At 34.4% G+C, this 18,170-nt stretch carries 20 protein-coding genes; 12 read left to right on the plus strand and 8 right to left on the minus strand.

Features of this window, described 5'->3' with window-relative positions; all coding sequences use genetic code 11:
- The first annotated feature begins 1 nt into the window (after position 1).
- Positions 2-655, plus strand: coding sequence for a YceH family protein (locus EZ428_RS10090; RefSeq protein ID WP_131553015.1), 654 nt, complete (start codon positions 2-4; stop codon positions 653-655).
- Positions 656-701: 46 nt separating this feature from the next.
- On the opposite strand, the gene EZ428_RS10095 is transcribed toward EZ428_RS10090, so the two are convergent.
- Complete coding sequence (locus EZ428_RS10095; RefSeq protein WP_131553016.1) at positions 702-1,106, minus strand: GxxExxY protein; 405 nt, start codon at positions 1,104-1,106, stop codon at positions 702-704.
- A 195-nt stretch (positions 1,107-1,301) separates the two neighbouring features.
- The gene (locus EZ428_RS10100; RefSeq protein WP_131553017.1) at positions 1,302-2,081 is read right to left on the minus strand and encodes a C40 family peptidase; all 780 of its coding nucleotides are present in this window, start codon (positions 2,079-2,081) and stop codon (positions 1,302-1,304) included.
- Positions 2,082-2,179: 98 nt separating this feature from the next.
- On the opposite strand from EZ428_RS10100, the gene EZ428_RS10105 reads away from it, so the two are divergent.
- Positions 2,180-2,623, plus strand: coding sequence for a universal stress protein (locus EZ428_RS10105; RefSeq protein ID WP_131553018.1), 444 nt, complete (start codon positions 2,180-2,182; stop codon positions 2,621-2,623).
- Between the two features lie 112 nt (positions 2,624-2,735).
- On the opposite strand, the gene EZ428_RS10110 is transcribed toward EZ428_RS10105, so the two are convergent.
- Positions 2,736-3,086, minus strand: coding sequence for a 4Fe-4S dicluster domain-containing protein (locus EZ428_RS10110; RefSeq protein WP_131553019.1), 351 nt, complete (start codon positions 3,084-3,086; stop codon positions 2,736-2,738).
- 77 nt (positions 3,087-3,163) lie between these two features.
- On the opposite strand from EZ428_RS10110, the gene EZ428_RS10115 reads away from it, so the two are divergent.
- From EZ428_RS10115 to dnaJ, 6 genes are all read left to right on the plus strand, one after another.
- A complete protein-coding gene (locus EZ428_RS10115; RefSeq protein ID WP_131553020.1) occupies positions 3,164-4,183 on the plus strand; it encodes an acyl-CoA reductase in 1,020 nt (339 codons plus the stop codon).
- Positions 4,184-4,309: 126 nt separating this feature from the next.
- Positions 4,310-6,208 carry a T9SS type B sorting domain-containing protein gene (locus EZ428_RS10120; RefSeq protein WP_131553021.1) on the plus strand — a complete coding sequence of 633 codons (1,899 nt, stop codon included), beginning with the start codon at positions 4,310-4,312 and terminating at the stop codon, positions 6,206-6,208.
- 616 nt (positions 6,209-6,824) lie between these two features.
- A complete protein-coding gene (locus EZ428_RS10125; RefSeq protein ID WP_131553022.1) occupies positions 6,825-7,028 on the plus strand; it encodes a fructose-6-phosphate aldolase in 204 nt (67 codons plus the stop codon).
- 2 nt (positions 7,029-7,030) lie between these two features.
- Complete coding sequence (locus EZ428_RS10130; protein WP_131553023.1) at positions 7,031-7,714, plus strand: cell division ATP-binding protein FtsE; 684 nt, start codon at positions 7,031-7,033, stop codon at positions 7,712-7,714.
- Between the two features lie 128 nt (positions 7,715-7,842).
- A complete protein-coding gene (locus tag EZ428_RS10135) occupies positions 7,843-8,424 on the plus strand; it encodes a nucleotide exchange factor GrpE (RefSeq protein WP_131553024.1) in 582 nt (193 codons plus the stop codon).
- A gap of 3 nt (positions 8,425-8,427) precedes the next feature.
- Positions 8,428-9,597: a molecular chaperone DnaJ gene (gene dnaJ, locus EZ428_RS10140; RefSeq protein WP_131553025.1), complete on the plus strand. Its 1,170-nt coding sequence runs from the start codon at positions 8,428-8,430 to the stop codon at positions 9,595-9,597.
- A 219-nt stretch (positions 9,598-9,816) separates the two neighbouring features.
- Here dnaJ and EZ428_RS10145 read toward each other — a convergent pair whose 3' ends face one another.
- Together EZ428_RS10145 and EZ428_RS10150 are read right to left on the minus strand one after the other, a co-directional pair.
- Positions 9,817-11,193, minus strand: coding sequence for a DUF3472 domain-containing protein (locus tag EZ428_RS10145; RefSeq protein ID WP_131553026.1), 1,377 nt, complete (start codon positions 11,191-11,193; stop codon positions 9,817-9,819).
- 143 nt (positions 11,194-11,336) lie between these two features.
- Positions 11,337-11,849, minus strand: a complete 513-nt coding sequence (locus tag EZ428_RS10150) for a hypothetical protein (RefSeq protein ID WP_131553027.1) — start codon at positions 11,847-11,849, stop codon at positions 11,337-11,339.
- 293 nt (positions 11,850-12,142) lie between these two features.
- Between EZ428_RS10150 and EZ428_RS10155 the strand changes: the two genes are divergently transcribed.
- From EZ428_RS10155 to EZ428_RS10170, 4 genes are all read left to right on the plus strand, one after another.
- The gene (locus EZ428_RS10155) at positions 12,143-13,054 is read left to right on the plus strand and encodes an ABC transporter ATP-binding protein (protein ID WP_131553028.1); all 912 of its coding nucleotides are present in this window, start codon (positions 12,143-12,145) and stop codon (positions 13,052-13,054) included.
- Positions 13,047-14,378, plus strand: coding sequence for an ABC transporter permease (locus EZ428_RS10160; protein ID WP_131553029.1), 1,332 nt, complete (start codon positions 13,047-13,049; stop codon positions 14,376-14,378). Before EZ428_RS10155 ends, EZ428_RS10160 begins: the two co-directional genes overlap by 8 nt.
- A 177-nt stretch (positions 14,379-14,555) precedes the next feature.
- Positions 14,556-15,269, plus strand: a complete 714-nt coding sequence (locus EZ428_RS10165; protein ID WP_131553030.1) for an SDR family NAD(P)-dependent oxidoreductase — start codon at positions 14,556-14,558, stop codon at positions 15,267-15,269.
- A gap of 1 nt (position 15,270) precedes the next feature.
- Positions 15,271-16,176, plus strand: coding sequence for a Ppx/GppA phosphatase family protein (locus EZ428_RS10170; protein ID WP_131553031.1), 906 nt, complete (start codon positions 15,271-15,273; stop codon positions 16,174-16,176).
- Here the strand turns inward: EZ428_RS10170 and EZ428_RS10175 are convergent.
- The 3 genes from EZ428_RS10175 to EZ428_RS10185 form a co-directional block, all read right to left on the minus strand.
- The gene (locus EZ428_RS10175) at positions 16,173-16,841 is read right to left on the minus strand and encodes a carboxypeptidase-like regulatory domain-containing protein (RefSeq protein WP_131553032.1); all 669 of its coding nucleotides are present in this window, start codon (positions 16,839-16,841) and stop codon (positions 16,173-16,175) included. The genes EZ428_RS10170 and EZ428_RS10175 overlap by 4 nt on opposite strands.
- Positions 16,842-16,900: 59 nt before the next feature.
- The gene (locus EZ428_RS10180) at positions 16,901-17,467 is read right to left on the minus strand and encodes a Maf family nucleotide pyrophosphatase (RefSeq protein WP_131553033.1); all 567 of its coding nucleotides are present in this window, start codon (positions 17,465-17,467) and stop codon (positions 16,901-16,903) included.
- Positions 17,468-17,537: 70 nt separating this feature from the next.
- Positions 17,538-17,951: a Spy/CpxP family protein refolding chaperone gene (locus tag EZ428_RS10185; protein ID WP_131553034.1), complete on the minus strand. Its 414-nt coding sequence runs from the start codon at positions 17,949-17,951 to the stop codon at positions 17,538-17,540.
- Positions 17,952-18,170 lie beyond the last annotated feature (219 nt).

The following is an 18,170-nucleotide window of genomic DNA, read 5'->3' on the forward strand; positions in this document are numbered from 1 at the left end:
TATGGACACACCAAAGAATTTACCAGTTTTAGATGCAACGCAGATTAGAGTTTTAGGCGCTTTAATGGAAAAAAGCAAAACTACTCCAGATTATTACCCAATGACTTTGAATGGTTTAGCTGCTGCTTGTAACCAGAAAACATCTCGTAAACCTGTTGTTCAATATGATGAGTCTACAATCTCAACTGCACTAAATTCTTTAAAGATTGCTGGTTTAATTTCTACTGCAACTGGTGGCTCTATCCGAAATATTAAATACAAGCATAACTTTGCCATTGTATTTCCGCTACTACCATCAGAAGTTGCGGTAATGTGTTTATTGTTTCTTCGCGGACCGCAAACTCCTGGCGAAATCAACACCAATTCTGGCAGGCTATACGAATTTGAAACCTTAGAAGAAGTACAACAGGTTTTAGAAAAACTAGCCTCCGAAGAACCTGCCTACATTAAACAATTACCTCGCAAACCGGGGCAAAAAGAACAACGTTACATGCATTTATTTGCCGGAGACATTGAAACCTTTGAGGAAGAATATGTTGCTGAAGAAAGCCCTAAAAACAATAATGAATTAGAAGAGCGTTTAACCAAAGTTGAAGAAGAATTGGCAGAGCTGAAAACCAACTTCGATAAATTGATGAAAGAGTTGATGGGATAGTCTTAACCATATAAGAAATATAAGTTTCATATAAGCTAGCAGCCCATCAATAAATATCCTCGTAGAGTTCGTTTACATAGGTCTTTTGCCCTTCCTTGAAAATATGAGTACAATTAAAATTTATCATTAAGCCAATTGGCAATTTTAATAATTTCATATAAGTCATTAATTGAGCAATATGAATTGGAAGAACTTTTTCAACCGATTTAAATTCTACTATTAGAGAATTCTTTATTAACAAATCACATCTTAAATCAACATCAATATTCAATCCTTTATAATTTATAGGAATAGATAATTCAGATTTAAAATCGATGTTTCTTAATTGTAATTCGCGTATCATACATTTATGATAAACACTTTCTAAAAGACCTGGGCCGAGAGCTTTGTGTATCTCAATGGCAGCACCATTAACTTTATAAATTAAATCTGTGAGGTAAGCTTTTGTCATTTCATATCTTTAAATAAACAATATAGAAAGATAAAACCGTACTTGTCACCTACTCAAGTTCATATTTCACTAAATTAACTATCTAGTTAATTTAGTATTGTCAGGCAAAATTTATTTAATTTTTAGTTTCTTATTATCTCTTTTCAAAAAAATATAACCCTTATATTTCCTTAAATGTCTTATATGGTTTAAACCTCAAACAAACCTCTTAATTATCCTCAATTTATGGGTATATCTTCCTAACTCAGCGTTATAAATTCCTTGGTCGTCTATTGGGTCTATTCGAACCTTACCAGCGGAATGAATTATTTTGTCGTTACTTAACATTAAACCTACGTGGGTAATTTTTCCATCTTGGTTGTCAAAAAAAGCTAAATCTCCTAATTCAGCCGATGCTAAAAAATCTACTATTTCCCCTTGCTCTGCTTGTTGCGAAGCATCACGCTTGATTTGGATTCCATTTAATTTATATACTATCTGCACAAAGCCCGAACAATCAATACCAAACAGAGTTCTTCCACCCCATAAATAAGGTGTGTTTTCAAAAAACTTAGCAATTGCTTCAACTTCTATTTTAAATTTCGTCTTATCTGCAATTATTGGAGTAGATTTCACTTCAAATCTTTCATCACCTAAGTAACAAAACCTGTCTTCAAAATATGGCAAAGTACTACCTGGACTTAAATAATATTTAGTTCCATTATTGGCTATTAAAGTATTGTCTAATTGCAATGGTGTTAAAGCTGTATAAGCTTTCTCATCGTGAAATTGTAATTCAGAAATTTTCTGTAGTTGTTTGTAATCCATCCAACCCTCATAATTATCATGATGAGTTTTAATTAGACACCACTTCTCGGTCTTTTCTAATACCTCAACCCTGTCGCCAAATAATAATTGAGAAACAATTTCGCTTCTATCAGATGGTTCTTTTCTTATTGGCGCAACTGCAAGCCTACAAACGTGGTAGTTATTCATATATAAAATGTATCCTCAAAAATAATGATTAACATCACAACATAAACATTTAACCCTTTTATTTGTTATTTTTATATATAAATCTAAATGCTTGTATCATGGACTTTAAAAAAATATTAATTGCTGTAGATAACAGTATTTGTTCCGAAAAAGCAGCAAAAACCGGCTACGAAATGGCAACAAAATTCGGTGCCGAAGTAGCACTTTTAAATATTATTGAACCAGCTCCAGCTACGGTTAATCCAGATTATACATTAGCGCCAGTTTTTATGGAGATGTATGAGAATAGTGAAGAAAATAGCCACACTCTATTACAAGAAATTTCAAATAAATATGGAAATGGAACTCCTACAACTTACTTAACTAGCCTTGATACTGCAACACACGGTATCATTCAACAAGCCGAAGAATGGGCTGCTGAGTTAATCGTTATTGGAACCCATGGTCGTGGTGGCCTATATCATTTTTTAATGGGAAGTGTTGCCGAACATGTGGCTAGAAAAGCTGCTTGCCCTGTTTTGATCGTACCTAATAAAGACTAATTCAGTTTTCAGTTAACAATTTTCAGTTGTCAAAATACTGAACATAAAAAAAGGAGATTTAAATAAAATCTCCTTTTATATTATAAATTAACTGAAAATTGTTAATTTGAAACTATCCTTCTTGGTGTAACCAAGCTTTTTTAGCTAATAATTCTTCTTCAGTTTCGCGAACATCTTCGTCGTCAACACAACAATCTACCGGGCAAACCGCAGCACACTGAGGCTCATCATGAAACCCCTTACATTCTGTACATTTATCAGAAACAATGTAATAAACTTCATCAGAAACTGCTTCTCGAGCAGCTCCTGCATCCATTTGTTCACCGCCAAAATCAATGATACCATCTAAATTTGTACCATCAGAAAATCTCCAGGCTGTACCTGCATCATATATTGCATTATTTGGGCATTCTGGCTCACATGCTCCACAATTAATACATTCGTCTGTTATTTTAATCGCCATGTCTTCGTGTATATCTATTGCTAAGTTTAACTTTGCACTGCAAATATAACAATAATCGATTTATAATAGTTCTAAATATGTCATCACTTACCAAAGGAAATTTAATTATTGCATTACAAAAACTAAGTGAGTTCATGGCTAATCCTAGCAATGAGTTTAATGATGTGATGGAATCTGCAAGTCATCATAATGCTTGGTTTACTTTTGAAGAGGTTAAAAAAGCAATGATTTCCTTAAGTAAAATGCTAAATAATGATGATTTAGGTAAATGGTTTGAAGAAATTCAACTTAACAAAAAACCTAAAAAAGTTGGATTAATCTTAGCAGGAAACATTCCATTAGTAGGTTTCCACGATGTGCTTTGCGTTTTAGCTACAGGGAATATTGCATTAATAAAAATGTCATCAGCTGATGATAAATTATTACCCGCACTTTTAAAACAATTGATTGCTTTTGAACCAGCACTAGCAAATCGTATTGAATATGTAGAACGATTAAAAGATTTTGATGCCATTATCGCCACTGGCAGCAACAATAGCTCAAGATACTTTGATTATTATTTTTCAAAAGTCCCTAACATTATCCGTAAAAACAGAAATAGTGTTGCAGTTTTAAACGGAAATGAAACTAAAGAAGAGCTTGAAAACTTAGGCCATGATATATTCGATTATTTTGGTTTGGGATGTAGAAATGTGTCTAAAATTTATGTTCCTGCCAATTATGATTTAAAGAATTTCTTTGAGCCAGTTGAAAAATATCAGCCAATCATCAATCATTTTAAATACAATAACAATTACGATTACAACAAATCTATTTATTTGGTTAATGGCGTAAAACACTTTGATAATGGCTTTTTGTTAGTTAAGGAAGACGAGAATTTCGTATCGCCTTTAGCTGTACTTTTTTATGAAGAATATACATCCATTAAGAATGTTGAAGAAAGATTGAATACACAAGATGAGCAAATTCAATGTGTAGTTTCAAAATCACCTTTAAATATCAATAAAGAAAAAATTGGCTTTGGAGCTAGCCAGAATCCAAAACTTTGGGATTACGCTGATAATTTGAATACAATTGAATTTTTGAATAAATTATAGGCTATACTGGCAACCCTTTGATATTTGACAATTAAAACAATAATACCCCAACATTAACACAACATAGCTATTCTAATACCCTTAGCTCGTAAAAAATTGTTACTTTGTTTAAAATTACCAAAGCAATTGACATATACAATTCGCAAGTACCTTATTGCACTCATTTTAATTTTTTCCATTTCAGAAATTAATGCTCAGGTATGTACTGGAACATTAGGCGATCCCGTAATTAACATAGATTTTGATAGAGGGACTAGCAATATCGGGCCACAAATAACTGAAACGAATTATTTTTATGTAGCTGGCAATCCAAATGATGGACAGTATACCATTGTTAAATCAAGCGCAGGGCTAAATGGCGGTTGGCATCAAAACATAGTAAACCATACGCCAAATGACCCAAATGGTTATATGATGCTTGTAAATGCAGATTATAACAAAGGTATTTTTTACCAAAAAACAAACATTAATAATCTTTGCCCTAATACTACCTATGAGTTCGCAGCTTGGGTTATAAATATATTGCGTGGGTCTGGGATTAAACCTAATATCAAATTTACCATTGAGAACAATGGTATACCCATTAAAGAATTCTCTACTGGAGATATTGCTGAAGGTAGCGCCAATAATTGGATTAAATACGGCACCATTTTTACTACACCAACAAATGTTGGTGTTATTACTTTAAAAATGACTAATGAAAATCCGGGAGGCTCTGGAAATGATCTTGCTTTAGACGACATTACTTTTAGGGCTTGTGGACCAACTATTGCAACCTCTATTAATAGTAGTACCAGTGTTAATGCAGATTTGTGTGTAGGGCAAAGTGCTAATTACAACCTCACTGCAAGTGTATCTTCAGGCTACAATGACCCTGTGTATCAATGGCAGTTATTTAACGGCACAATCTGGGCAGATATTAGTGGAGCAAATGCAACCCAGACCACAATAAATTTTAATAATGCTATTGTAGGCACCTATAAATATCGTTTATCAGTTGCCGAGCGACCAAACATCAATTCACCAAATTGCAGGACATCTTCAGCCATTTTAACCATCAATGTAAATGATAAACCCGCTCCTATTGCCAGTAATAGCGGTATTGCTTGTGTTGGCTCAAACATTCAATTAAGTGCGTCTGGTGGCACAAGTTATAGTTGGGCTGGTCCTAATTTCACTTCTACACTTCAAAACCCAATCATACCAAATGTAAATATAAACTCGGCTGGAACTTATACAGTTACTGTATTTAACGCAGCTGGCTGTTTCAACACAAGTCAAACAGATGTTCAAGTTCTACCAGTAGTTATAGCGAGCACAAACATTACAGCTGCAACAATTTGCGGGAGCGAAAGTGTTGCTTTAGAAGCAAGTGGAGGTTCTTCTTATACCTGGTTACCCGTTGATGGATTATCCAATCCAAACATTGCAAACCCAATTGCTTCTCCCAAACTAACAACCACTTATAAAGTATCGGTTTCAAATGGCACCTGTTCTGTTACTAAGGAAATCACAATTACTGTGTTAAAAAATGCATCAGCCAATGCTGGAGAAGATAAAAAAATGCTTTTTGGCCAATCAGTTACTTTAAATGGGAAAGCAACTGGAGACAATGTTACTTATCTATGGTCGCCATCAAACTATTTAGATGACCCTACAAAACTTAACCCAATTGCTACACCACCAAATGATATCACCTACACCTTAACCGTACAATCAAATTGCAATGTAAGTACTGATGAAGTTTTTATTAAAGTTTACCCAAAAATAGAAATTCCAAACACATTTACTCCAAATGGTGATGGTATTAACGATACCTGGAATATACCCTCTATTTCTGCCTTCGATAAACCTATGTTAAAAGTTGTAAACAGGAATGGCCAATTAGTGTATGAAAATAGGAACATACAATCTTGGGATGGAAAATCTAATGGCAAGAATTTGCCTACCGGAATATATTATTACACTCTTTATTTAAATGAAGATTTCAAAATCTATTCGGGTTGGGTCTTTCTCTCTAGGTAATCCCAATAGTGGGCTATGCTTTCTAAATAGGTACTGGTAGCTATGCGATCTCGATCATTTATATTTGAAAGAGATCCATAAAGAATAAGGAATCTCTTTCCTTCTCATAACGTATTCCAACAAAATACCTCCCTCCCAGTTGCCCTCGCTACCTAATGGTAATAAAATACCCCTGCTTTCTGGTTATGTCATAGGCCAACAGCATCAACTAGTAATTCTGTAGGGAATCTGTAGCTTTTCGAATGCTTGAATAATTTGAGTTACCATCCTAAGAAAATTTCATCCTACATAATCCTTTACCACCCAGTTAAACATATCTTCTGAGTTAGGAAAGAATAATAAAGGGTTTAAGTTTAAAATGTATTATAGTTGTATGTTAAACGTAGTTTGGTCGTATACATTTGTCATAACTACGTCTTAACTTCGACCAAACTACGTCTAAAATACGACGAAACTATGAATACAAACATACTCTTAAACGATTGTGATTACTATGTGTCTCGATGAGAAAGCGAAGTTTGCTGCATAACTAAGCTACATTGATGTTTGACTACATTGCTTGATAAAATCTTAACATTTCAATTCAACTATCAGCTAGAAATGCTATTTTTGAACAATGTATATCATTAAAGTAAAAGGCATTGCCAAAATACCAGATTACGTACAACTTAGAGATGAGAAGTTTACCTTACTCGCCTATTTTAGAGTTGATAGACCTGATAAATCTCTAGATAAATTAGGTTTAGGTGATAAACAAGACCAAATCATGAACATTATTAATGACTTGCCTTTTGGACAGGTTACTAAATTAGATATTTAATTATGGCAGAAAACATAGTAATCAACTTGCAAAATGTTGATGTTTTTCAACAAAAACACTTGGTTTTATCAAACGTAAACCTAGATATTGCCAAAGGCGAATTTGTTTTTTTAATTGGTCAAACGGGTTCAGGAAAAAGTAGCTTGCTGAAAATTATTTATGGCGATTTGCATATAGGCAATGGTGCTGGTGCAGTTGCTGGTTTCGACCTTAAAAACTTGGCTGATAAAGATGTGCCATACTTGCGCAGAAAGCTAGGAATCGTATTTCAAGATTTTCAATTATTAAGTGATAGAACGGTTGAGCAAAACTTAGAATTTGTTTTAAAAGCAACTGGTTGGAATGACAAAAACCTAATTAACGAACGCATTAAGGATGTTTTAGAAAAAGTGGGCTTACGTTCTAAAATTAAAAAAATGCCTCATGAAATTTCTGGTGGCGAGCAACAACGTGTGGTTATTGCAAGAGCATTGTTAAACAATCCGGAGATTATTTTAGCTGATGAGCCTACTGGTAATTTAGATCCAGATACTTCTGAAGAAATTGTTTTGCTATTGAAACAAATCAGTCAAAGTGGAACTGCTGTTTTAATGGCAACACATGATTACCATATCATCCGTACCTTCCCTTCTCGTATCATTAAATGCGAAAGTGGTGTAGTACACGAGGATGCGCAAATTGCCTAGTCAATTCTGACAAAATATTATATTTCAGCCATTCTGTTCGGTTATTATTAATTTAAACTGACAGCATGGCTGATTTTAGTTATTGGCAAAACTTTTGAGTTTGAACAGAAAAAACACGCATACAAAACATGTTTAATAAGAAGAAAAAGGAAGAAGAACCGATTATAGAGAATAATCAGGCTGAGCAAGAAGTAGAAACAGCACAAGGCGAAGCAACTAATGATACAGAAAATGCAACTGCAGAGCCTGTTGTAGAACTTTCAGTTGAAGAAAAATTGCAACAAGAAAATGCTGCATTAAATGATAAATACTTACGCTTATTTGCTGAGTTTGACAACTACAAACGCAGAACTCAAAAAGAACGAGTAGAATTATTGCAAACTGCTGGTAAAGATGTGGTAGTTTCTATGTTACCTGTTTTAGATGATTTTGAACGTGCTTTAAAAGCAACTGAAAATGCAACTGAAGTTAGTGCAATTCGTGAGGGTGTAATGTTGGTTCAAACTAAATTAAAAAGCATTTTAAGCCAAAAAGGATTAAAAGAAATGGAAAGCATTAACACTGTTTTCGACACGGATATTCACGAAGCAATTACTAAAATACCTGCTCCATCTGATGATTTAAAAGGTAAAGTAGTTGATGAATTAGAAAAAGGATACACACTAAACGACAAAGTAATTCGCTTTGCCAAAGTAGTGGTAGGTGCATAAAAAATGAGCAAGAGAGATTTTTACGATATACTTGGCGTAACTAAAAGCGCATCGGCGGAAGAAATTAAAAAAGCTTACCGCAAATTGGCTATTAAATATCACCCAGATAAAAACCCTGATGATAAGGCTGCAGAAGATAAATTTAAAGAAGCTGCAGAAGCCTATGAGGTATTAAGCAACCCAGAGAAAAAACAACGTTATGACCAATATGGTCACGCTGGCGTTGGTGGTGCGGCAGGTGGTGGTGGCTACGGCGGTGGCGGTATGAATATGGATGACATTTTCAGCCAATTTGGAGATATTTTTGGTGGTGGCGGAAGTCCTTTTGACAGTTTCTTTGGTGGGGGTCAACAATCTCGTGGTGGCGGTGGCCGTAGAGTAGCTAAAGGAAGTAATTTACGCATTAAGGTTAAATTAACTTTAGAGGAAATTGCTAACGGTGCTGAGAAAAAAATTAAAGTAAATAAACAAATCACTTGTAAAACTTGCGATGGTTCTGGCGCAAAAGATAAAGGTTCGGTAAGTACTTGTAAAACTTGTGGCGGTAGCGGTGCAGTTCGTAGGGTTACCAATACCATTTTAGGTCAAATGCAAACCACAGCAACCTGCCCTACTTGTCACGGTAGCGGACAACAAATTACTGCAAAATGTGGGGCTTGTCATGGAGAAGGAACTGTACGTGGTGAAGAAACCATAACCATAAATATTCCTGCAGGCGTGAGTGAAGGCATGCAATTAAGTATGGCGGGTAAAGGTAATGCTGCTCCAAATGGTGGCGTTCCTGGAGACTTGATTATCTTGATTGAAGAATTACCTCACGAAACTTTAAAACGCGAAGGCAACAATATCGTTTACGATTTACATGTAAGCATTGTTGATGCGGCTTTGGGTTACAGTGCAGAAGTACCAACAATTGATGGAAAAGCCAAAATTAAAATTGAGCCAGGTACACAAAGTGGAAAATTATTACGCCTAAAAGGCAAAGGTATTCCGGAAATAAATTCTTACCACAGAGGTGATGAAATTATTCACGTTAATATTTGGACACCAAAAGCGTTAAGTAGTGAAGAAAGAGCAATTTTAGAAAAACTAAGAGAATCTCCTAACTTCAAACCACAACCTAATAAAAATGATAAGAGCTTCTTCGATAAAATGAAAGAATATTTTGAATAAGATAAATTAATATAAAACAAAGAAACCGATGCCGAAAGCGTCGGTTTCTTTGTTTACAATTAGCTCGTCATTCCTACGCAGGTGGAAACCACGAAGTGCTCAGCGAAGCTAAATCTTAAAGAGCCTATCTATATCAGCCTACTAAGCCCTACCATAGCATTACGATTGCCAGTCAAGCTGGCAATGACGCTCTCTATACAAATTTAACTAAGATTTGGGCTATTTGGTTTTCTTAAACTTTTCTTGATTACTGGCTTCGTTTTTTATTGCCAATGAAATACGTTCTTCAAAAGGTTTTAAATCAACATCAAATGACTTAGAAGACAATGGAATTTCGTTCGCAGTTTTAATAGTCGTTGTATAACCACCAGATGACATGTAAAATCTATCTGCAAATTGGGGTGAAACACCTTGCTCAAAATCTACACGTTGCCCAACTTTACCATCGGTATTAGAAAATCTAACTTTATTAAAATTCATCCATTTTCCAGTGGTTGCTTCTTTTCCCCAAGCATTGTAATAATATGCCTCGCGACGTAACTGTCCATTGGTATAACCAAAGTTTTCTATAAAAGAATAAAAGCCATCAAACATTCGGTGTTCTTTTGGTGCTCTCCAAGTCGCAACATATTTCCAATCTTGCCCTTTCAATTGGTACCAAGCAGATAAAAGTACCGAATTGTTATCTTCTGCTTTTACATTCATTATAAATTTGACAGGCTCGTCAGTTTTCCAATCTGCTGTTTTTACGTATGATTGTCCGCCAGTACCTTCGCCACCAAAACTATTTACTGTTGTTGCCTCATCTTTATCTACAAATGAAACAAAATCCTGCTTAGTTATAGATTTATCATTTTCTGCATCCTTACTGTCCCAAACAGAAAACAATACTCTCCTTTCTGTTGGAGAATTAGTTTGTATGCCCATATAACCGCGATAAAAACCCAAACTCATGTAATAAGTTGCTAAAGGGTCTGCACCTTTTGGTACTAAAATCTCTTGATAAATCCAGTTATAAGATTTAGTTGTTGGTGCAGTTGTGCTGAAACTCAGATGTACAGATGGCGATGATTGATAATCAGTTTGATTTACCTGCCCATTAGGTTGAAGTGATTTAAATACTAATGAGTTAATTTTAATTGCAGATGCTGGATTTGAAATAGGCTTTAGTTCGTATTTGAAATATCCAGTATTTGGAACCACGATTTTAGCAACGAATAAACTATCTGATTTACCTGTACCCTTAAAAGTTAGTTTTTTCTTTAAGTTTTTAAAACCTGCTACTGGATATGTTGGTGTAACAGTCAGTTCAAATTCTAAAGTTTTACCCTCATCTACAATATTGTTAAAAGAGAAATCATAACTACCAGTTTTTTGATAGAGATACCAAACGACGCTTTTAGTTTGGTCTCGCCAATTAGATATTATTCCTTTATTCTCAGGATAACCTACCGGAATGGAAACTCCAGGTCGTCCAGGTGCAAAAGGTTCAGCATAGGCCTTATTTGCTGGGATTACAAATACTTGGTTTTGTTGTGCTACGCTAACATTAGATAAAATAAGCAGAGTGATAAGTAAACTTAAAATAGGTTTCATATTTGTTGATTTTGTGTCTAACAAATTAACCTATTATTAAATTTAAAAACTATGGTTTTGGTACTCACACACAAACGTTTGCGTGAACATAATTGGGAAAAAGACTAACATATATCGCTTACTCTATACTGAAAAACAATAAACTACAGGTTTAAATAATAAATATTCATTCCGTAATAAGTTGCAACCTTACCCGTTTCCTTAGGCACTTCTTTTTTATCAATCAGAACTTTTTCTACTTTACTCAAATTGCTATTTACTTGCAAGTTAACTTCGTAAGGAGCTTGATTCCCTAACTTTAAATAGTAAGTATTATCTATAGACTTAGCTAAAATTGCAATTTCTTGAGACATTAATTGATAATAATCAAACTGATTACCTCCATAAGAAAATGGTGGTCGAATGGAAAAACTGATTTGTTTTATAATGCCATTTGCATCTTTTGAATACAAAAGAATTTGACTTTGGCTGAAAGAACCGGTTGTCGTCGAGCTCAATAAATCTTCTCCACCAGCATTTTTGATAACCAAATTTAAATAAGCAGTAGACTGTACAGGAGAGCAAGCACATAAACCACCTCCGTTATTTTCATCTATTTTTTTACAACCAAAAATTATAACAAACAATACGGCAAAAGCGATGGTAAATTTTTTCATAAGTAGTTTTTATTACCAATACGCACAAACATAGGAATTCGCTACAAAATCTGATATTAAAGATTAAATCTTAATTTACAGCCTGCAACATTACAAAAGAATTACTGCCTTTAAAATTTAAACCTGATTGTAGTGAACACGAACGCAGAGAGTAAAACGAAAAGCAGGGCTGAAAACCCCTATGAAATGCTGCCATTCTTTTTCAAAAAAATAAATTTGCTCTTAGGCTGTTACTAAGTAACATTTTAATCAACCTTGCATCTTATATTTACTAAACTAAAACAACATCGTAAATGCTAAGCGTAAAAAATATTGTTAAACAATATGCCACGCACCGTGCTTTAGACCAAGTTAGCTTGGAGGTAGAAAGCGGAAAAATATTTGGACTATTGGGTCCGAATGGTGCAGGCAAAACCTCTTTAATTAGAATTATTACTCAGATTACTGCTCCAGATAGTGGCGAAGTGCTTTTTAATGGCGAACGTTTAAATGCAAATCACATTTCGCAGATTGGCTACTTACCAGAAGAACGTGGCTTGTATAAAAAAATGGAAATTGGAGAGCAGGTTTTATACCTATCTAAACTAAAGGGATTAAGCACAGCTGAAGCCACTAAACGCATTAAATTTTGGTTCGAGAAGTTAGAAATGGGCAGTTGGTGGAATAAAAAAGTAGAAGATTTAAGTAAGGGAATGCAACAGAAAGTACAATTTGTAGCTACCATTTTGCACCAACCTGAACTGATCATTTTAGATGAGCCTTTCTCTGGTTTCGACCCAGTTAACGCCGATATCATTAAAAATGAAATCTTGGAGTTGAACAGACAAGGGGCAACTTTCATTTTCTCTACCCATAGAATGGAAAGTGTAGAAGAACTTTGTGACCATATTGCTTTAATTGACCGCTCTAAAAAGATTTTGGATGGCAGCGTTGATGAAATCAAGGGAACCTATCGTAACAATACTTACTGGATAGAATATGAAGGAGATTATAATACGGAAAGTGCAAAAGACATTTTTGATGTATTGCAAACTGAAAATATAAAAGGTAAAACTTTATTAAAAATTCAATTACAGAAAGACAAAACTGCCAATGAGGTTTTAGCAACTTTATTGCCTTATGTTGCCATTCATCGTCTAGATGAGGTGATACCAACAATGAACGATATTTTTATTGACAAAGTTAAAAGACAAGATTATGAATAAGGTTTTACTCATTATACGTAGAGAATATTTATCAAGAGTGAAGAAAAAATCGTTCATTATCATGACTTTTTTAACGCCACTTTTAATAGCTGGTATTTATGGTTTGATTGGTTATTTTACTTACAAAGGCATAAAAGACACACACGATAAAATAGCTGTGGTTAGCACTAACAAAACACTTACAGAAAAACTAGTTACAGATAAAAACATTGAATACGAGTATGTAAATCAGTCTTTAGAGGAGGTGAAAAAATCACTCAAAAAGTCTGATTTCGACTATGTTTTATATTTACCCGAATTTAGTTTAGCTGAACCGAAAGGTGTTGAGTTGTTTGGAGAGAAACAAGCTGGTTTATCTTTAAACAACAGGATTTCTGGAGATATTGAAGAATTAATTCGTAATCAGAAGTTGAAGGAATCTGGTATAGCACAAGCAGATTTAGACCAATTGAAAACATCGGTTGATATTGAAACCAAAAAGATTGCAGATACCGGCAAGGAAGAATCTAGCAGTGCTGGAGCAAGTACAATAATTGCCTTTATTGCTGGTATTTTAATGTTTATGTTCATTATGCTTTATGGTATACAGGTGATGCGTGGTGTAATTGAGGAGAAAACAAGTAGAATTATTGAGGTAATGATTTCTTCGGTTAAGCCTTTTCAATTAATGATGGGTAAAATCATTGGGATTGCCTTGGTAGGTTTAACTCAGTTTATTTTGTGGATTGTATTAACACTCACTATCAGCACCGTTGCATTAAGTGTTTTTGTAGACAAAGCTGACGTTAAAAAGATTGCAACTTCTGCACAAGGTGGAACTCAAATTTCTACAGGAACTACCGTTGTTCAAGCACCACAAGGCCCTATGGTTGATATTCAGAAAAGCTTAGCAGGATTAGATTTTGGAAAAATTGTTTCTGTATTTATCTTTTTCTTTATAGGTGGTTATTTATTTTATAGTGCTTTGTACGCTGCAATCGGCTCTGCTGTAGACAGTGAAACCGAAACACAGCAATTCATGATGCCCGTTATGATGCCTTTATTGCTAGGTTATGCATTATCGTTAAGTGTTGTTACCAACGACCCTTATGGCAATGTAGCATTTTGGCTTTCGATGATCCCATTTACCTCTCCTATTGCAATGGTGGTTCGTTTACCTTATGGCGTTCCAGGATGGGAATTGGCATTATCTATGGCAATTTTAGTGGTAGGCTTTATTGGTACTGTTTGGGTGGCTAGTAGAATTTACCGTGTTGGCATTTTAATGTACGGCAAGAAAACAACTTTCAAGGAAATGTTTAAGTGGTTTACTTATAAGAATTAATTTTTAGTTATAACCCACTAAGGCACCAAGACAGAATGCGACTAATTGCTTTGAAAAAATAATAACCATATAAGGCATTAAAGGAAATATAAGTAATAGTTAAACTTATATTCTCTTATATTTCTTATATGGTTCAAATCATTTTGTGTTCTTCGTGCCTTTGTGGTTAATATCGATATGAAAAAAGCAATAGTTATTGGCGCAACTTCAGGCATTGGAAAAGCTTTAGCTTTACTACTAGCAGATAATGGCTATAAAGTTGGAATAACTGGTCGCAGGGAAAATTTATTGGCAAAATTAGACAATGAAAAGCCTGATAGTTTTTACTATTTGCCTTTTGATGTTACGGCCGAAAACCTAGAAGAAAATCTAAATATCATTACCGAACAATTAGGTGGACTAGATTTATTGATTTACAGCTCAGGAGTTGGAGAGTTAAACTCAAACTTAAAAATAGATATAGAACTGCCAACAATTGATGTTAATGTCGTAGGATTCAATAAAGCTGTAGTTTGGGCATATCAATATTTTGAAAAGCAAAAAAGCGGACAAATTGCAACTATCAGTTCCATTGCTGGCTTAAGGGGAAGTGCTTTTGCTCCTGCTTATAATGCAAGTAAAGCTTATCAAATTAATTACCTAGAAGGATTAAGGCAAAAAGCTAAAAAACAAAAATTAACCATTTCAATTACAGATATAAGAGCAGGTTTTGTTGATACCAAAATGGCAAAGGGACCTGGTAAGTTTTGGGTCGCAACTACCAAAAAAGCGGCATTACAAATATTTAATGCAATTAAAGCTAAAAAAAGCGTTATTTATGTAACCAAGCGTTGGCGAATAATTGCGTGGTTATTAAAACTGATGCCACGCTTTTTATACGAAAGAATGTAACATGAGATTAGCCGTTATCGATTTAGGAACCAATACTTTTCATTTAATAATTGCCGAACAAAACGCTGGTGAACTTCAAATTATCTATAAAACTAATCAGCCAGTTAAGTTAGGCGAAGATATAACCAAAAATAATTTAATCATCCCAACAGCATTTGAGCGTGGCATAACATGCCTGCAAGACTTTAAGGCAGAGATAGACAAATATGAGATTGATGTAGTTAAAGCAACCGCAACTTCTGGTGTTCGCAGTGCGAAAAACGGAATGGATTTCGTAGAAGCAGCTAAAGAAAGGGCAGGAATTGAAATTGATATTATCGATGGAGATGAAGAAGCACAATACATATACGAAGGAGTAAAGTGGAGCGGTGCAATTACTGGAAAATCACTCATTATGGATATTGGGGGTGGAAGTACTGAATTTATCCTTTGTGATGAAGAAAGTTTGGTTTGGAAAAAAAGCTATAATATCGGCGCAGCAAGGTTGATGCAGGCTTTTTTCAATTCAGACCCAATAAATGAAACAGACACCAGCTCAATCATCAATCACTTAGCAGAAGAATTAAAAGCACTTAAAATTATCTGCAATGAATATGCACCAGAAACCTTAATTGGTTCTGCTGGCGCTTTTGAAACCTTTGCAGGGATGATTAATGATGATATTGACATTAAAACCATAGCCACAGCTGATATTCCCTTGTTAGATTACAAAAACCTTGCTGCGCAACTCATCCAATCCACTCATCAAGAAAGAGCAAATATGGAAGGATTAATACCTTTACGTGTTGATATGATTGTGATGGCCAGCATTTTAACAAACTATATTTTAGATGAGTTTGGCATCAAAACAATCAAATTATCTACTTACGATTTGAAGATGGGTGTTTTGCAGAGTTTGAAGAGTTAGGGATTAGTGGTCATCGCTATTTTACCCATAATCATATACACGCAATTCACCGCTAAATCAGCTTGTTTTTCTTTTGCGTAATTAGCTTTAAGCGACCCTTCAAATCTTAGCGAGTTTATTTTAATAATATTGTTTTTGGTGTCAAAGTTTTTGGTAAGCAATATTTCATATCTGCCATTATTATCAGTTGTTGCAAATAATTTTGTGTTTGTAATGACTACCCTAGCACCAGATATTGGCTTTTGATTTTCATCATAGACATAACCATAAATCATTTTTATCTGATTTGTTTTAGAAATAATTTTTCGGTTTAGTGGAGAGTTAGCAAATTCTATTGGCTTTTTTAAATTAATGGCATTCGCTTCACTTACAATCATACTTATTCCGATTGCTAAAACACCTAAATATTTAAGCCAATTTTTATTTGAAGGTTTAATCAGAGAATAGTAGTTGAGTTGATTAAGTTGCGTATTAGTAAGGCGACCACAGACATCATTTTTTGATGATGATAAAAATTTGATGATTTCGGAATTGGTGTGATTAGAAAAATCGACTACGCATTTATTACACGATTCGCAAAAACGCCCATCGTTTCTGCTATCCATTAATTCCCAGTTTTGATTACAAGGTTCTGCAATTTTTATTGCTATAGCTTTATTCCTCATCTTTTTAATTTTTATAGATGATGGAAAATTTATGGGGATTCCACAAATATTAGAAAATTTTATAAATTGCTTAAAGCTTGATACAGTTTTTCAGTTGGCAAACCCATCACGTTGGTATAAGAACCTTTAATACGCTCAACTACAACTAAACCCCACCAATCTTGCACACCATAAGAACCTGCCTTATCGAAAGGTTTAAAATTGTCTATATAGTATTCGATTTCTTCTTCGCTAACTTCTCTGCAAAACACCTCACTTAAATCATAAAATGATATTAACTCATTATCTTTTATTAGCGTAACGCCAGTATAAACTTCGTGTTTACGACCAGATAATTTCCTTAACATTTCTTGTGCGTGAACCCTGTCATCAGGTTTTCCTAAAATTTCGCCATCTAATGCCACAATGGTATCTGCCGTAATGGTAATTTGATTAGTAGAAGAGCCAAAAGCTTTTGCCTTTTTCTCTGAAATATAAACAGCCACTGCCGAAGGTTGTAAGCCATCAGGAAAACTTTCATCAACTTCTTTTAACTCGATGGTAAAATCAAGCCCTAATGCTTTCATTAATTCTTGTCGACGAGGAGATTTTGAAGCTAAAACGATTGGATGTTGTTGTTTGTACATGTGCTAAATTTGTGCTAAAATAACAAAAGCGACCATAAGTCGCTTTTGTTATTGAAAATATTGTTAGTGATTATTTACCACCACCGCCTGCTTGACGTTCTTTCATTGCTTTTTCTCTAGCAGCTTTAACTTCATCTTGCCAAGTTTTGTAAGCTGTTTTTTGCTCAGCCGTAAAAATTGCGTTTAATTTAGTGTCAGTTTCTGCTGTCATTTTGGTCATTTTTTCCATCATTGCAGCTCTATCTGGAGTACCACCACCAGCCATCATCTCTTCACGCATTTTTTTCTGAGCTTCTGCTGCTTCAGCATAAACTGCAGTAGCTTTAGTTTTTTGCTCGTCAGTTAATTTTACTTTTTCATCTAACTGTTTTACTCTTTCTTCTGGAGTAGCTTGAGGACGACGTTGTCCGCCACCACCTTGTTGTGCATTTGCTGCAAATGCTAAACCTGCAACAAGTACTAATGACAATAATAATTTTTTCATGTTTTTGTTTTTTAAGTGTTTTTGAAATTCTTAGATAAACCAAAAATCTCTGGATGTTTTGTTTTAACGAATCTTAGAGCATGAAATTATCAGAAAGTTTAATCGATTAATATAAATAATTGTAACATTTTTAAGCAACTGATTATTAGAGAGAATACATTGAATTTAATTCTCAACATCAATTTAATCGTGCAATCGCATTAGGATGCCCAGTTAAGC

The sequence above is a fragment of the Pedobacter frigiditerrae genome, assembly GCF_004331645.1.
GTDB classification, from domain to species: Bacteria; Bacteroidota; Bacteroidia; order Sphingobacteriales; family Sphingobacteriaceae; genus Pedobacter; species Pedobacter frigiditerrae.

Coding starts and splice junctions, on each gene's coding strand:
- EZ428_RS10165 (WP_131553030.1), top strand. CDS start 14,556: ATGAAAAAAGCAATAGTTATTGGCGCAACTTCAGGCATTGGAAAAGCT.
- EZ428_RS10095 (WP_131553016.1), bottom strand. CDS start 1,106: ATGACAAAAGCTTACCTCACAGATTTAATTTATAAAGTTAATGGTGCT.
- EZ428_RS10135 (WP_131553024.1), top strand. CDS start 7,843: ATGTTTAATAAGAAGAAAAAGGAAGAAGAACCGATTATAGAGAATAAT.
- EZ428_RS10185 (WP_131553034.1), bottom strand. CDS start 17,951: ATGAAAAAATTATTATTGTCATTAGTACTTGTTGCAGGTTTAGCATTT.
- EZ428_RS10155 (WP_131553028.1), top strand. CDS start 12,143: ATGCTAAGCGTAAAAAATATTGTTAAACAATATGCCACGCACCGTGCT.
- EZ428_RS10175 (WP_131553032.1), bottom strand. CDS start 16,841: ATGAGGAATAAAGCTATAGCAATAAAAATTGCAGAACCTTGTAATCAA.
- EZ428_RS10115 (WP_131553020.1), top strand. CDS start 3,164: ATGTCATCACTTACCAAAGGAAATTTAATTATTGCATTACAAAAACTA.
- EZ428_RS10150 (WP_131553027.1), bottom strand. CDS start 11,849: ATGAAAAAATTTACCATCGCTTTTGCCGTATTGTTTGTTATAATTTTT.
- EZ428_RS10100 (WP_131553017.1), bottom strand. CDS start 2,081: ATGAATAACTACCACGTTTGTAGGCTTGCAGTTGCGCCAATAAGAAAA.
- EZ428_RS10145 (WP_131553026.1), bottom strand. CDS start 11,193: ATGAAACCTATTTTAAGTTTACTTATCACTCTGCTTATTTTATCTAAT.
- EZ428_RS10160 (WP_131553029.1), top strand. CDS start 13,047: ATGAATAAGGTTTTACTCATTATACGTAGAGAATATTTATCAAGAGTG.
- EZ428_RS10125 (WP_131553022.1), top strand. CDS start 6,825: ATGTATATCATTAAAGTAAAAGGCATTGCCAAAATACCAGATTACGTA.
- EZ428_RS10105 (WP_131553018.1), top strand. CDS start 2,180: ATGGACTTTAAAAAAATATTAATTGCTGTAGATAACAGTATTTGTTCC.
- EZ428_RS10110 (WP_131553019.1), bottom strand. CDS start 3,086: ATGGCGATTAAAATAACAGACGAATGTATTAATTGTGGAGCATGTGAG.
- EZ428_RS10090 (WP_131553015.1), top strand. CDS start 2: ATGGACACACCAAAGAATTTACCAGTTTTAGATGCAACGCAGATTAGA.
- EZ428_RS10170 (WP_131553031.1), top strand. CDS start 15,271: ATGAGATTAGCCGTTATCGATTTAGGAACCAATACTTTTCATTTAATA.
- dnaJ (WP_131553025.1), top strand. CDS start 8,428: ATGAGCAAGAGAGATTTTTACGATATACTTGGCGTAACTAAAAGCGCA.
- EZ428_RS10180 (WP_131553033.1), bottom strand. CDS start 17,467: ATGTACAAACAACAACATCCAATCGTTTTAGCTTCAAAATCTCCTCGT.
- EZ428_RS10130 (WP_131553023.1), top strand. CDS start 7,031: ATGGCAGAAAACATAGTAATCAACTTGCAAAATGTTGATGTTTTTCAA.